This is a genomic window from Prevotella ihumii, assembly GCF_900155655.1.
GTDB lineage: Bacteria > Bacteroidota > Bacteroidia > Bacteroidales > Bacteroidaceae > Prevotella > Prevotella ihumii.
Genome location: NZ_LT706987.1, coordinates 645,507 through 659,137, shown reverse-complemented (window position 1 = coordinate 659,137; position 13,631 = coordinate 645,507). Strand labels below are relative to the sequence as shown.

Below are 13,631 nucleotides of genomic sequence, written 5' to 3'. Positions count from 1 at the left end.
TGTTACACAAAGGCGGCTAATATTGGATGCTTACTATGTTTTGAAAAGTATTTGTAAGTATTTAGTAATCAGTGGGTTGGAAATATATATTTTAAGGTGTTAATGCTTGTATGTCATTGTTCTATTTTTCCTTTGGTGATATTAAGTAAGTATCTGTCGCTGTTTCATTTCAAGATACTTGTTGATAACATCAATGCTCAATTTTTCGGGTGTGGTAAGTAGGCTTAAAATACCGTGTTGGCGAAGCGTTGATACGATGAGTCGCTTCTCATAAGCAAACTTTTCGGCTATTACGTGTTGATAATACTCTAATGTGGAATGTTTTTCTTCACGAATATAGTTGCTCATTTCAGCATCTTCAAAGAATACTACGAGTAGACGATGGCGACGATTGAGCAGTTTGAGATAAGGCAATTCGCGCTGAAGGGCAGTCATTCCCGAAAAATTGGTGTAAAGAACGAGCAAACTGCGCTTACTTATTCTGTTGTTCACATTCACACAAAGGTTGCTGTAATCGGTTTCATCAAAGTTGGCTTTCTGTGCGTAGAGGGCTTCAAGAATATGTTGCATCTGTCCCGGGCGGCGCGAAGGCGACAGCAATGTGTCCATATTGCCAGAAAAGGTAATAAGTCCCGCTTTGTCTTCACGGCGTATGGCAACGTACGAAAGCACCAATGCGGCATTGATGCTATAGTCTAAGAGCGACATACCATTAAAGCTCTGTTGCATAACACGACCTTTGTCTATTACGGAGTAGATTTGTTGCGAACGCTCGTCCTGATACACGTTCACCATCAATTGGTTTTTGCGTGCTGAAGCTTTCCAGTTGATGGTGCGATACTCGTCGCCTTCCACATATTCCTTAATCTGTTCAAACTCGGTATTGTTGCCCACACGACGAATACGCTTGATACCCATTTCTGTAAGATTGTTGCTCATTGCCAACAGTTCGTAGTGGTTGAGCATCAAGTAGGACGGATACACCTTAACATCTTTCTTTTCGCCTTGTGTATAGCGACGTTCTACCATTCCAAGTAGGGTGCGCGCAAATACTCTGATGTGTCCAAAAGCATACACACCACGCTCGGTTGGGCGCAATGTATAGGCTACTTCGCCTGTGGAATGTGCCGCTATTGCGAGCGGAAATTTCACATCTCTTCGCTGAAAAATAAGGGGAGCTTCGTCTATGATGGTGGTATAGGTCTTGAAAGGATACTCGTTGGTGAGGCTGATTGCCACCTCGTTGTCGTCACCATTTGAAAAGCGGTCGGCACAAATACGCTGTGCCGTAATCGCTTTTTTGTGGTAAAGCAAGATAAAGTCTATTGCCACTACTGTCAAGAATATCCACAATGCGCCTTTCCCGATGGCGAACAGAATGGGATATGCGTAGCCTAAGCCTATTGTAAGTACAAGGGCTGTGAGGGTAAGGTAAAATCTGCGCGTTAGAAACATAGACTTCTCTTTTTCTTGCTGTGTATTTATTTAGGCACTTCCACCTTTTCTATCAATCGTTGTGCTACCTTCATTGCGGTGTAGCCTTCCATTTCGGCTTCGGCTGTGAGCATTAAGCGGTGTTGGAGCACGTAAGGGGCTACAAACTTGATGTCGTCTGGCGCAACGAAGTCTCTGCCATTCAGCAAAGCGTATGCCTTTGATGCGTTGAGAATAGCTACTGACGCACGAGGACTTGCACCAAGGTAAACTGCCTTAGAGATGCGCGATTGTTGTACAATGTTGGCAATGTAGGCTATCAAACTGTCTTCTATGAATACCTTTCCAAGCATCTTGCGCATTTCTAAAAGCTCGGCTATATTGAGTACAGGGCGTACCTCGTCCAACTTGACAAGGTGGCGTCCAGTAGTGTTATGTCGCTTCAAAACTTCTACTTCCTCTTCTAAAGTAGGGTACGACATTGTAATCTTGAAGATGAAACGGTCTAACTGGGCTTCGGGAAGACGATAAGTACCTTCTTGTTCCACAGGGTTTTGTGTGGCAAGAATGGTGTACAAGTCGCCCATCTTATGGGTTGTGCCATCAATAGATACTTGGCGTTCTTCCATCACTTCGAAGAGGGCAGCTTGTGTCTTGGCAGGCGCACGATTGATTTCGTCCACTAAGACAAGTTCAGAGAATATTGGTCCTTCGTGAAACTCAAACTTTGAGTTCTGCATATTGAATACCGATGTACCGAGAACATCGCTCGGCATAAGGTCGGGGGTGAATTGTATGCGTGAGAAACGTGTATCGATAAGTTTTGATACCAAACGAGCCAAGAGTGTTTTGGCTACACCTGGTACACCCTCTATGAGTACGTGACCATCGGCAAGAATGGCTGTGAGAATAAGGTCGATGGCTTCTTGCTGTCCTACAACAATGTTGCTAATCTGTTGTCGCAGCGTGGTAATTTTCTCACTGAACGCTGTAAGGTTGGTTCTCTCTTGTGTATGCTCTTCCATAATTATATTTGTCTTATGATATTGTCTATTTCGTTGATAATCTGGCGCATATCTTTGTCGCTCACACGTTCTTGGTTTGCGCTGTATGCGTTTACGCTTTGCAGGGTTGAGGCTATTTCTTCATTTGCAATACCTGTGTGTTGGCTTATGATACGTGCAGCCTCTGCCTGTTCTTCTTCGGCTGTAATGTCTATTTGGAGCGTTCTTCTAAGTGTCTCGGCAAAGTAGTTGCACTTTTTGCGTACCAAGTCGGCATTATCGTGACGCTGGTAGTAGAGCGTTCCTATGAGTTGAACAAACTCTAACGCTTTGTTTTCGCGTTGTTGTTGTAGTGGTATGGCGCGCTGTCGACGCTTTGCGGTGAAGACAAAGAAGAGCAGCAAACCTAACATCGTTAGATAGATAGCCCATCTTAGTGGAGGTTGTTGGAGGAAGAAGACGAGCGGTGTTTCCGTATTCAACTCTGTCTTAGGGATATAACCTTCAGTTCTCACAATGCGTGTGTTGCCCAATCGCGACATCAGGCGGAAGATAATAGGATTGATTTGTGGGTCTAAGATGCCATAATTGGTTAAGAATAACGGCACACTACACAAATAAAGATGCCCCTTACTTGCCTTTATATCTGTTATATATGCCTCGCAAATAAGTGTGTATTCGTTCCACGCAGGGGTAATCCATGCCTTTAAAAGTGTGTCGCAGGGCTGTTTTAGCTGTTCTTTCTTCGAGCGATAATCTTCCACCCGTCCACTTATCATTTGGCGATAAGCATAAAAAGGACGCTGGGTGTATGGCCGTTGGTCTGCCCAACTTAGTGTGTCCATCAGTATGGTAAGCTGCTCTATGCTTGCTCTGACCGCACGAGGGTCGAAACTATCATTACCTTCGATGGCAAGATTACCGACGTTTGGAATACTGTCAGCGGAGAAACTGCCTGCCGAAATTATGATATTGTGTCCTTGTTGGAGCAACTTTGCAATAGCTTTACGGTCTATTGGAGTAGCTTGAAAGTCGCTTGTCGTCACGATATAGGTGGTAGGCTGAGTGGGCTTTGCTGTAAGTATTTGCGGCAAAGTCTTGTCTATTACGCTATATCTGTTGGGCAATGAGCGGTTCATAATCGAATCGAAAACCGCACAACCAAAAGGTTGCTCGTCTGTGTGATGGTAAGTGGGTTGCCAAACAAACTTCTTTGGAGCATTCCATTCCATAATAAAGACAAACACAAGGAAGCCTACAACGCCCATTATAAACTTACGATTCACGCCTCACCTCCTTCCTTTATCTTGGCTTTAAGCTCGTGCATCGTCTTCACACTCTGCTCGTTGGCTTGGTAATTGCCATAGCGTACGCGCATAAAAAGGTTGGTGAAGCGAGTAAATTCGCCCATCAAAAACTCGCGTGTGTACTGCGTTGGTGTTTTATATATCTGCCAATTAATTTTCTTATTGTCGGCTAAGAAGCGCAATGTTTGGAGGTAAACGATGCACACAGCCTTGTTATAGTTGGCTGCTTGCATAGCTTTTGCCAACTCTTCCTCAAAGTTGATACCATAAATGTTGTTTTCTTCGATGGCATCGGTGCTAATTTCCCCAGACCTACGGAACAAGTATGGCTTGTATTTCCACAGCAGATAGCCCACGATAGCTATAATAACAAGGGCAAAAAGTATATAGAGCGGTATGCGAATATCGCTTGGTCCCTCTATATTTAATAACTTACCAATGATTTCCATCAGCTTTTTGCCAATCCACTCTATAATGTTGAGGTCGGGAGCTTGCAACTCTCGTGCATAGTCGTATGCTTCATCAGAGCGGAACTGGTGAAGTAAGGTGCTGTCGCACGTGAGTGTATCGTGGAGCTGGGGTAACATTTAGCGTCTGTATGGAGCTTAAATAAGATTATCGAAATTGTCTATTTCCTTATCTTCAGCCGAAGGTTCTGCAAAGTTTTCTATGTCTTTATCTACCGAAATAGCATCGCTTTCTTCGGCAATGCTTCCGTAAACATAGCCAAGACCCATAAGGGTGAACGATGCAGAAAGATAGATGCCAAGTGACATCAATACAGATGTGAGGTAGAAACCAAAGCTATAAAGTGCCGAGGTGGTAAAGTTGCCTGTCTCATTGCTTACAGTAAAGAAAACCTTCAACATATACATAATATACCAAGGTGCGGAAATAAAACTTTGTAAGATGTTGCTCAAGAGCGAAATAACAATAACAAAGCCTAAAATGCTAAAGAAGTGTGGAAAGCCCAAATGCAAACTTCGCTTTAGGGCTGGTATAATCTTTATCTCCTCGAATATATAGATAGGGTAGAACAAGGCGATAGGAACTGTTATCACCATAGAAGCTAAGAAAATAATGGCAATAAAGAAAAGCGATACTTCTCCTAAAGCAAAGATAAGCAAACCTACCACGGCAGCCAACAAAATGAAGATGCCAAGGAAAGCCAATGTTGCCTTAGCAACTTTCTTCAAGTAAGCTATAATCATTGGTTTCAGGTCGGTAAGGGTTACACCTTTCAAACGTTCGTCGTGCTCATCATAATATTTCATCATAGCATAGCACAACGAAATGGTAAGCGCATCGCCAATTGTGGCAAACAAAAGGATAGCTATATACGATACTCCCATACGTATCAATATGCCATCGCTGGCACTGAAGGGTGAATACGCAGCACTGTTTTCACTCATTCCCAAAACATCGCCTATGAATGTGTTCATAGCATAACCCTGTATTAGGCAAAGGGGAAGGAGCAAGTAAAGATTGCCAACAAACCACATCTTGAAGTTTTCTCTCACGAAGTCGAATGTTGCAGAGAAGTTGTCACTAAGGGTGCGAACTCGATATAACGAAATTTTAGGATGAATGATTTGCATTGTGATTGCGTTTGAATGGTAAATAAATAAAGTAGAACACGATGAATAGTGCCGAGAGACTAATGATAGCTATGCGCCAACCATCGCCCATATCGGTATGTCGTGTGAGAAAACTCTCGATAAAGCCTGCAATAATGAAAAGCGGAACAGTGCCGACAACGATTTTTAAACCTCGTCTTGCACCTCGCTTGAAGCTCTCCATACGGGTGTAAGTGCCTGGAAAAAGCCACCCATTGCCCATTGCTAAGCCCGCTGCACCTGCTACCACGATAGCCGAAAGTTCTAACGTGCCGTGGAGCATTGTTGCCAAAAAGCACTCAGAAAGCATACCTTGCTGATAGAAAAAGGTATCGAAACAGCCTATCATTATGCCATTGCGGAAAAGACTAAAGCCAGGGGCAAAGCTTGTCAGTATGCCAAGAACGAACATATTGAACGATACCATAATATTATTAAAGGTAATGGCGAGAAACATTGTGCTCTCGCTGGTAGAGCCATACACGCCCATAGGATTGCCTTTTGCGATATTGTCCAACGTCATATCCATATAGGCATCGCCCATTATGGTGCGTGGAAATTCGGGATTGCCCAAGGTTGAGATAACGCCAACGAGTGCGCTCACCATAAATATAATGAACGAGATGAGCAGCAAACGACGTTCGCGCCACATCACATCGGGTACTTCTTGCGACCAGAACGTGTACAATCGTGACCATCTCTCACGCTTATTGCGGTAAATCTCATTGTGTAAAGCCGAAGCAAGATTGTTAAGATACGCTGTAATACGTGACGTGGGGTAGTGGGTTTGGGCAAAAGCCAAGTCAGCAGTTAGGTCGGTATAGAGGTCTGCCAACTCATCGGGCGACACCATACGAGCCTGTTCCACTTTCTCTTCAGTAGCTCTCCACTTGTCGATATTATTGCGTATGAACAATATTTCCTTCATAAAATTAGAATGGTTTCTAAAACATTCGTCAAAGATTACGCACAAAAGTATAAATAATTTCTTAAATTTGCAACATTGATAGAGAAAATATGCAATTGCAATTTGTATGTATTCAAAAAAATAGAAAAAAGATATGTCGCAATCTAACATTATAACAGGGCAATATGTGCATATAGCCCAAACCCCAGTAAGTATTGGCGCACGTATGTTAGCCTATATCATTGATATAGCCATCTTGGGATTTTATCTTTTGGGAATGTCTATCTTAATCGACTTGCTAAATGTGCAAGTAGGTGAGGCAGGTTACTTCTTTGGGCTCTTCCTACCTGTGTTTTTCTATTCGTTCCTTATGGAAGTGCTCAACAACGGGCAATCGTTGGGCAAGATGGTGATGAAAATAAAGGTGGTGAAAAAAGATGGTTCTACCCCTACATTGGGCGACTATTTTATGCGTTGGTTGCTACAAATTATAGATGTAGGGTTTACCATTGCGCCCATATCTATATTGGTAACAAAGGATAAACAACGCATTGGCGACCTTGCAGCAGGAACAATGGTGATACAATTGCACAATTATAGAAAGTTGCAAGTTTCGTTAGACGAGTTCTCATACTTGGAGCGTAATTATACCCCTGTGTATAAACAAGCGGAAGATTTAACGCTCAATCAGATAGATGTGATACAACGTACACTAAATTCGGACTATACCGAAGAACGAAGTTATCGCATAGAAAAGCTCTCAATAAAGGTGCATCAAGCCTTGAATATCCCCTACGACAACACCGCACACGAGAAGTTTCTCTACACCATTATTCGAGATTATCAACACTTTAGTTTAGAGGTAATCTAAGGTTTGGTATGAACTTCAAAAGTTTGACAAAAAGTGTTTGGAGGTTCATATCAATTGGGTAAATTCTTTTTATTGTTCTTATTATACTTCTTTATTTCTCTTTTTTTCTATAAGACAAAGATTGTGCAATTTAGAATTGGAATGTATTGCAATAATAAACCGCTATCAAAAAGAGATAAACTCCATTTGATAGCGGTTTATTGCTGTCTTCTAATTATGTGAAAGCTTATTCAAACAGCCCTGTTACGCCTTCTTTTATACTTTTAAAGAAGTCAGTCCACTTGTTCGACTTCTCTTTTTTCTGAGTCGCAGTATTGTTGTTGTTAGGCTTAGTCTCGGTAGGTCGTTTTTTGCTGTTATCGGTTTTTGGCTTAACGGGTCTAACTATTGACTTTTTATTTGGGTTTAGTGAAGTCTTTACTTTGCGTTCTATGGTAGTTGGTTTATCGTCCTTTCCCTTGCTTCCCCATTCAGGTATAAACTCGTAACATACACCTGCTAAACCATATTCCACCTCTGGAAACTTGGGAACGATGGGTTCTGAAGCGAAAGGAATTTCGGTATCTTTAGGCAATACCTCAACTTTGATATACGCTACACCGCTCGAAATCATACCAATCTCGCTGGCTGCAGCGTATGATAGGTCGACAATGCGCCCTCGTACAAATGGTCCACGATCGGTAACACGTACTATTACTTCCCTGCCATTCTTTGTGTTTGTTACACGCAACTGTGTACCAAAAGGAAGCGTACGATGTGCACAAGTAAAGTCGTTACGGTCGTAACGCTCACCGTTACTCATCTTTCGTCCGTGTAAACTATTACTATAATAAGAGGCTTTACCACTCGACTGTGCCAAAGACACGGTCGAAACGGTAAAGCCTATTATTGTAAGGAGAAATCTGAATTTATCCATATTGTTATGTTTATCAGTCTTCTCCTTTATTTTTATCCATCCCACGAGTGCCGTGGGGTGGAGGAGGAGACTAAATTAGATTACACCCTGTTCGAGCATAGCCTGAGCTACCTTCATGAAACCAGCGATGTTAGCACCCTTAACGTAGTCGATAGAGCCGTCCTTCTGAGTTCCGTACTTAACGCACTGCTCGTGGATGCTTTCCATAATCCAGTGGAGCTTAGCGTCAACTTCAGCTGGAGCCCAGTTCAAGTGAGCTGCGTTCTGTGTCATTTCAAGACCAGATGTTGCAACACCACCAGCGTTTACAGCCTTACCTGGAGCGAAGAGGATACCATTATTTTGGAAGTAGTGGATAGCACCTGGTTGGCAACCCATATTAGATACCTCGCAGCAGCACCAGCAACCGTTAGCAACCAATTCCTTAGCGTCATCTTCGCTAAGCTCGTTTTGGAATGCACAAGGGAGAGCGATGTCTACAGGAACGCTCCAAGCCTTCTTGCCAGCTGTGAACTTAGCCTTGCCAGGGAACTTAGTAGCCATATCTTCTACCTTGTTACGGTTAGAGCTACGCATTTCGAGCATATAGTCGATCATTTCAGGTGTGATACCTTCTGGGATTTCGCAAACACCGTCAGGACCTGAAATAGCAACTACCTTACCGCCAAGTTCGAGAGTCTTCTGTGCAGCACCCCAAGCTACGTTACCGAAGCCAGAGAGAGCAACCTTCTTACCCTTGATGTCTTTGCCAGCCTTCTTGAGGAGGTGCTCTGTGAAATAGAGTGCACCATAACCTGTAGCTTCAGGACGGAAGAAAGAACCACCCCATGTGAGGCCCTTACCTGTGAGCACACCTGTGTGATACTGACGTGTGAGCTTCTGGTACATACCGTTCATATAGCCGATTTCGCGACCACCAACACCAACGTCACCAGCAGGGATATCCTGGTCTGGACCGATGTTGTGACGGAGTTCGAGCATAAATGCTTGGCAGAAACGCATAATTTCAGCGTCTGACTTACCAACTGGGTCGAAGTCTGAACCACCCTTACCACCACCCATAGGCAATGTTGTAAGTGCGTTCTTGAATGTCTGTTCGAAACCGAGGAACTTCAACATTGAAGGTGTAACAGCCTTGTGGAAACGGAGACCGCCCTTGTAAGGACCGATAGCACTGTTGAATTGTACACGATAACCGAGGTTAGTCTGAACCTTACCGTTGTCGTCAATCCATGTTACACGGAATGTGAAGATACGTTCTGGTTCAACCATTCTTTCGATAATCTGAGCTTTTTCGAACTCAGGGTGTTGGTTGTAAACTTCCTCGATTGATTCGAGAACTTCTTGAACTGCCTGTAAGAACTCAGACTCGCCTGGATGCTTAAGCTCCAAGGCTTCCATAATTTTTTTTACTTCCATAGTAATTTGATAACAATGTTTATGTTAGTTATTGTTTTAAATTCTACCGCAAATGTATTCATTATTACTCAAATAACCAAACAAAATTGTATCTTTTAATTACTTTAACAGCACCTTTAGAGTTTCAAAAACTTAGTTTATTCACACTCTGGCTTGCAAAAGAATAAAAAAAGTTTGATTTTTGCAACTTTATGGGCTTATTTTGTGAAGTATTTGCTATTTTTGTTGAAAATAAAGTTTTTCCTTTTGAGAATTATGAATAGAAATAAACGCTTTGTAAACAACAGAATATGCCAACTCTTTGGCATTTCTTATCCCATCATATCTGGTGGAATGGTGTGGTGCAGTGGTTGGCGATTGGCTGCCGCTGTAAGTAATGCAGGTGGGTTAGGACTGCTTGGCGCAGGCTCAATGCACCCTGAAATGCTCTTATACCATATTAATATGATGAAGACTGCCACTGATAAGCCGTGGGGTGTGAACGTGCCTTTGATGTATCCTAATGTTGAGGAAATTATCCAAATACTCATTGCCGAGCACGTGCCCATAGTTTTTACATCGGCAGGCAGTCCGAAGAAATATACAGCTCTGCTCAAAACCAATGGAATAAAAGTGGTTCACGTGGTATCGAGCAGTAAGTTTGCTCGCAAATGCGAAGAGGCGGGCGTGGACGCCATCGTTGCAGAAGGCTTTGAGGCTGGTGGACACAATGGGAGAGAGGAAACTACTACGCTTACCCTCATACCCCAAGTGTGCCAAACTACCAATCTACCTGTAATTGCAGCGGGAGGTATCGCTTCAGGTCAAGCCTTATTGGCAACGATGGCATTGGGTGCTGAGGCTGTACAAATAGGAACGCTCTTTGCGCTGAGCAAGGAGAGTAGCGCAGCGGAAGCCTTCAAGCAAGCGTGTGTAGCTCTGAACGAAGGCGACACAATGTTGTGCTTAAAGAAACTTGCGCCTACCCGAATGGTGCGTAACGCCTTGTTTGAGCAAATAGAAAAAGCTGAGAACGAGGGCGCAACTGTCGAACAACTAATGGCTATTCTTGGCGAAAAGGCATCGAAGCGAGGCATTTTTGAGGGCGATGTAGTTAATGGTGAGTTGGAAATAGGTCAAGTGGCAGCTGCCATTAATGCTATAGAATCGGTAGAGACAATTGTGAATAGGCTTATTCAAGAATACCTTTCGGCTATAGAACGGCTCAATTTTTCTCTTTCTTAAGGCTGGTTCTATAAATTACCAGCCTTAAAGTATTTAGCAGAAATGGTAGGCACAATGGTGCAACAAACACTTGTTATTTGGCGTGCTATTTCTCCAGCTGAAGTTGTAGAATAAGCAATAGACATAATATAAAAAGCCCCTTCCGTAAGTTCGGAAGGGGCTTTTTGTATCCTAAATTTAGTTTCTAAATACCAATCCTTCGCCCAAGCTATCTATAATGATAGGCTTTTCTCGGCTTACCTTTTCGGCAAGAATGGCCTTGCTAAGGTCGTTCAGTACGTAGCGTTGGATAGCACGCTTTACAGGGCGAGCACCAAACTCTGGGTCGTAGCCCACTTCGGATAGATAGTCTACCGCATTTGGCGTCCACTCTAAGCTAAAGCCTTGTGGTGTGAGCATATCCTTAGCACGATTGAGCTGCAGACTAACAATGTTTGCTATCTCTGCCTTGGTGAGCGGTAGGAACATTATGGTTTCGTCTATACGATTAAGAAACTCAGGGCGAATGGTCTTTTTTAGCATATCCATCACCGTGATACGTGTAAGGTCGATAATGTTCTGTCGGTTGTCCTCGGTGAGTTTTGCAAACTCTTGTTGAATGTATTGCGAACCAAGGTTGGACGTCATTATAATGATGGTGTTCTTAAAATTCACCACACGACCCTTATTGTCTGTCAGATGCCCATCGTCCAATACCTGCAAGAGAATGTTGAACACATCAGGGTGAGCCTTCTCTATCTCGTCAAACAATACCACAGAGTAAGGTTTGCGACGTACAGCCTCGGTCAGTTGACCGCCCTCATCGTATCCCACATATCCTGGAGGTGCACCAATAAGACGCGATACGCTAAACTTTTCTTGATACTCGCTCATATCTATGCGCGTCATCATTGTTTCATCATTGAAAAGATATTCTGCTAAAGCCTTTGCCAACTCTGTCTTACCAGTACCCGTGGTACCGAGGAAGATAAACGATGCGATAGGCTTTTTAGGGTCTTGCAGTCCTGCACGAGAGCGACGTACAGCGTCCGATACAGCCGTGATGGCTTCCTCTTGTCCTATTACTCGCTTATGGAGTTCAGCCTCCAAATGTAGCAGTTTTTCACGTTCGCTTTGCATCATTCGTGTTACAGGTATCCCCGTCCATCGGCTCACTACTTCGGCTATATCGTCCGAAGTTACCTCCTCACGTATCATTGCTTCGCCCCCTTGGGTAAGTTGCAGTTGGGATTGAATATGCTGAATATCATCGTCCAACTCCTTTAAGCGTGAGTAGCGAATTTCAGCAACACGCTCGTAGTTGCCTTCACGTTCGGCACGTTCGGCTTCATACTTGAGCTGTTCTATCTCTTCCTTGTCTTTTTGGATTTTGTTTACCAATGCCTTTTCGCCTTCCCATTTTGCTTTGAAGCCTGTTTCTTGCTCTTTCAGCTCGGCAATCTCCTTGTCTAAGAGCGCAATCTTCTCTGTATCGTTCTCACGCTTTATGGCTTCACGCTCTATCTCTAATTGTTTCAGTCGGCGACTTATCTCGTCCAATTCCTCTGGAACGGAGTCTCGCTCCATACGGAGCTTTGCTGCCGCCTCGTCCATCAAGTCGATAGCCTTGTCGGGTAGAAATCTGTCGGATATATAACGTTCCGAAAGTTGCACAGCAGCTATACAAGCATCGTCTTGAATACGCACTTTGTGATGGTTTTCGTAGCGTTCTTTCAGTCCACGGAGGATAGATATAGCGTCCAACTCATCGGGTTCGTCCACCATAACGGTTTGGAAACGGCGTTCAAGTGCCTTGTCCTTCTCAAAATACTTTTGATACTCGTTGAGCGTAGTTGCACCAATGGCACGCAATTCACCACGTGCAAGGGCAGGTTTTAAGATGTTGGCAGCGTCCATTGCTCCCTCTCCGCCACCTGCACCTACGAGGGTATGTATTTCGTCGATGAAGAGAATAATGTCGCCATCAGCATTGGTTACTTCTTTTACAACGCTCTTTAGTCGCTCTTCAAATTCGCCTTTATACTTTGCACCTGCCAATAATGCGCCCATATCCAAGGAGTAGAGTTGCTTGTTCTTCAAGTTTTCAGGCACATCACCACGAATGATACGCCCTGCCAAACCTTCTACGATGGCTGTTTTACCTGTCCCAGGTTCGCCTATGAGTATAGGATTGTTCTTTGTGCGTCGTGAGAGGATTTGCAATACACGGCGAATTTCGTCATCACGACCTATTACAGGGTCGAGCTTGCCTGCTCTTGCATCTTCCACCAAGTTGCGTGCATATTTTGAAAGTGCTTGATAATTCTCGTCACCACTTTGCGATTGCACCTTCTCGCCTTGTCTCAACGAGCTGATAGCTGCCCGCATATCTGTTTCGGTGCAACCCGCATCTTTCAATATTCGGCTTGCTGTGGAATTTACGGTTAAGAGTGCGAGCAATAAAGGTTCGATGCTTACAAACTCGTCGCCCATCTTTTGCGAAATATCCATTGTCTGTTGCATCACCTTGTTAGCATCGGCAGAGAAATAAGGTTCACCCCCTGAAACCTTTGGAAGGTGTGTTATTTCGCTCTTCACGGCATTGTCTACCAACGAAAGATTGGTGCCGAGCTTTTGGAAAAGATAGTTCACTACGTCTTTTCCTTTTTCCATCACGCCTGATAGTAGGTGTATAGGTTCTATTACTTGCTGACCATTGCGGTTAGCAGTTTGCACTGCAGCTTGTACAGCTTCTTGTGCTTTGATTGTAAACTTGTCTAATAACATCTTTTGTTCTCCTTTCTTTTTGTTCTGATAGCTATCTCTTCAAATGGCGTGCCTATGGTTTTAATGCTGACAATTTGGCTAAAAATGTGCCTATTTGGCATAAATATGGATTTAAAGGTGCAAGAAAAAACCGCTATCAAATGGAGTTTTATCCGTTTGATAGCGAT

The 13,631-nt window shown here is 43.6% G+C and carries 11 protein-coding genes; 2 read left to right on the top strand and 9 right to left on the bottom strand.

All coding sequences use genetic code 11. From position 1 onward, the window contains the following. Positions 1–141: 141 nt before the first annotated feature. The 6 genes from CZ367_RS03035 to CZ367_RS03010 are packed head-to-tail and all read right to left on the bottom strand — an operon-like array spanning position 142 to position 6,289. On the bottom strand, positions 142–1,455 hold the full coding sequence (locus tag CZ367_RS03035; RefSeq protein ID WP_077195592.1) for a DUF58 domain-containing protein: 1,314 nt from the start codon (positions 1,453–1,455) through the stop codon (positions 142–144). A 26-nt stretch (positions 1,456–1,481) separates the two neighbouring features. Beyond that, a complete protein-coding gene (locus CZ367_RS03030; RefSeq protein ID WP_077195591.1) occupies positions 1,482–2,459 on the bottom strand; it encodes an AAA family ATPase in 978 nt (325 codons plus the stop codon). Between the two features lie 2 nt (positions 2,460–2,461). Further along, a complete protein-coding gene (locus tag CZ367_RS03025) occupies positions 2,462–3,724 on the bottom strand; it encodes a DUF4350 domain-containing protein (RefSeq protein WP_077195590.1) in 1,263 nt (420 codons plus the stop codon). Continuing rightward, entirely contained in the window at positions 3,721–4,332 is a 612-nt protein-coding gene (locus CZ367_RS03020) for a DUF4129 domain-containing protein (RefSeq protein WP_077195589.1), read from the bottom strand. Before CZ367_RS03020 ends, CZ367_RS03025 begins: the two co-directional genes overlap by 4 nt. 18 nt (positions 4,333–4,350) lie before the next feature. Then, positions 4,351–5,343 carry a hypothetical protein gene (locus CZ367_RS03015; protein WP_077195588.1) on the bottom strand — a complete coding sequence of 331 codons (993 nt, stop codon included), beginning with the start codon at positions 5,341–5,343 and terminating at the stop codon, positions 4,351–4,353. Beyond that, on the bottom strand, positions 5,324–6,289 hold the full coding sequence (locus tag CZ367_RS03010; RefSeq protein WP_077195587.1) for a stage II sporulation protein M: 966 nt from the start codon (positions 6,287–6,289) through the stop codon (positions 5,324–5,326). Before CZ367_RS03010 ends, CZ367_RS03015 begins: the two co-directional genes overlap by 20 nt. A gap of 133 nt (positions 6,290–6,422) precedes the next feature. On the opposite strand from CZ367_RS03010, the gene CZ367_RS03005 reads away from it, so the two are divergent. After that, positions 6,423–7,139 carry an RDD family protein gene (locus tag CZ367_RS03005; protein WP_077195586.1) on the top strand — a complete coding sequence of 239 codons (717 nt, stop codon included), beginning with the start codon at positions 6,423–6,425 and terminating at the stop codon, positions 7,137–7,139. Positions 7,140–7,365: 226 nt separating this feature from the next. Here CZ367_RS03005 and CZ367_RS03000 read toward each other — a convergent pair whose 3' ends face one another. Both CZ367_RS03000 and gdhA read right to left on the bottom strand, forming a co-directional pair. Next, the gene (locus CZ367_RS03000; RefSeq protein ID WP_077197342.1) at positions 7,366–8,055 is read right to left on the bottom strand and encodes a septal ring lytic transglycosylase RlpA family protein; all 690 of its coding nucleotides are present in this window, start codon (positions 8,053–8,055) and stop codon (positions 7,366–7,368) included. 75 nt (positions 8,056–8,130) lie between these two features. Beyond that, positions 8,131–9,474, bottom strand: coding sequence for an NADP-specific glutamate dehydrogenase (gene gdhA, locus CZ367_RS02995; RefSeq protein ID WP_077195585.1), 1,344 nt, complete (start codon positions 9,472–9,474; stop codon positions 8,131–8,133). Between the two features lie 255 nt (positions 9,475–9,729). Here gdhA and CZ367_RS02990 point away from each other — a divergent pair, with 255 nt between their 5' ends. After that, positions 9,730–10,698, top strand: coding sequence for an NAD(P)H-dependent flavin oxidoreductase (locus tag CZ367_RS02990; protein WP_077195584.1), 969 nt, complete (start codon positions 9,730–9,732; stop codon positions 10,696–10,698). Positions 10,699–10,875: 177 nt separating this feature from the next. Here CZ367_RS02990 and clpB read toward each other — a convergent pair whose 3' ends face one another. After that, positions 10,876–13,464: an ATP-dependent chaperone ClpB gene (clpB, locus tag CZ367_RS02985; protein WP_077195583.1), complete on the bottom strand. Its 2,589-nt coding sequence runs from the start codon at positions 13,462–13,464 to the stop codon at positions 10,876–10,878. Positions 13,465–13,631 lie beyond the last annotated feature (167 nt).